Origin of the sequence: Mesorhizobium sp. M0106, from assembly GCF_040322715.1 — a bacterium.
Classification (GTDB): domain Bacteria; phylum Pseudomonadota; class Alphaproteobacteria; order Rhizobiales; family Rhizobiaceae; genus Mesorhizobium.
Genome location: NZ_JAMYUA010000130.1, coordinates 1 through 923, shown reverse-complemented (window position 1 = coordinate 923; position 923 = coordinate 1). Strand labels below are relative to the sequence as shown.

Annotated in this window: 1 protein-coding gene; it reads left to right on the top strand. The window is 62.6% G+C overall.

The features are described 5' to 3' along the window. Positions 1 to 5: 5 nt before the first annotated feature. A protein-coding gene (locus NKJ55_RS35415; RefSeq protein WP_352453929.1) for an IS630 family transposase occupies positions 6 to 923 on the top strand; the annotation gives its coding sequence in 2 pieces (ribosomal slippage) (positions 6 to 341 and positions 343 to 923; 917 coding nt annotated over the 2 pieces). This gene is flagged as partial in the annotation.

Below are 923 nucleotides of genomic sequence, written 5' to 3'. Positions count from 1 at the left end.
ATCGGATGACGCGACCTCTTTCGGATGATCTTCGCGAACGTGTTGTAGCGGCGGTTTTGGGTGGCGAGAGCCGCCGGTCGGCCGCGAAACGGTTCGGCATTTCGGTTTCGGCGGCGGTGAAGTTGTTGCAGCGCCATCGGGCGACTGGCTCGGTTGCGCCTGGCAAGATGGGCGGACATCGCAAGAGGGTGCTGGAGCCGCACCGTGCCTTCATCGAGGCGCGTGTGCGTGAGACGCCGCATCTGACACTGCATGGTCTGAAGGATGAGTTGGCCGCACGCGGGGTCAAGGTCTCGCACAACGCGGTCTGGATGTTCTTGAGGCGCGAGGGCCTGAGCTTCAAAAAAAACGCTGTTCGCCCTTGAGCAGGCGCGCGCTGATATTGCCCGCAGGCGTCAGCGATGGCGCTCTTGGCAGGCCGGCCTCGATCCGCAGCATCTGGTCTTCATCGACGAGACCTGGATCAAGACCAACATGGCTCCGCTGCGCGGTTGGGGGCCGAAGGGCGAGCGGCTGCGCGGCTTGGCCCCGCACGGCCACTGGCGCACGCTGACCTTCCTCGGCGCGCTGCGCTGCGATAGGCTCGCGGCACCTTGCGTCTTCGACGGGCCAATCAACGGCCAATGCTTCCGCGCCTATGTCGAGCAGCAGCTCATCACCGTGCTGAAACCCGGCGACATCGTCGTCATGGATAATCTGGGAAGTCATAAGTCGGCGGCCATCAGGCAGATGATCAAGGCGGCCGGCGCCAGGCTTTGGTACCTACCGCCCTACTCCCCAGACCTCAATCCGATCGAGCAGGCCTTTGCCAAAATCAAACACTGGATGCGCCAAGCTCAGAAACGTACCGTCGAGGACACTTGGCGCCACATCGGCCACCTCGTTGAAACGATCGAGGCAACCGAATGCAACAACTACTTCGC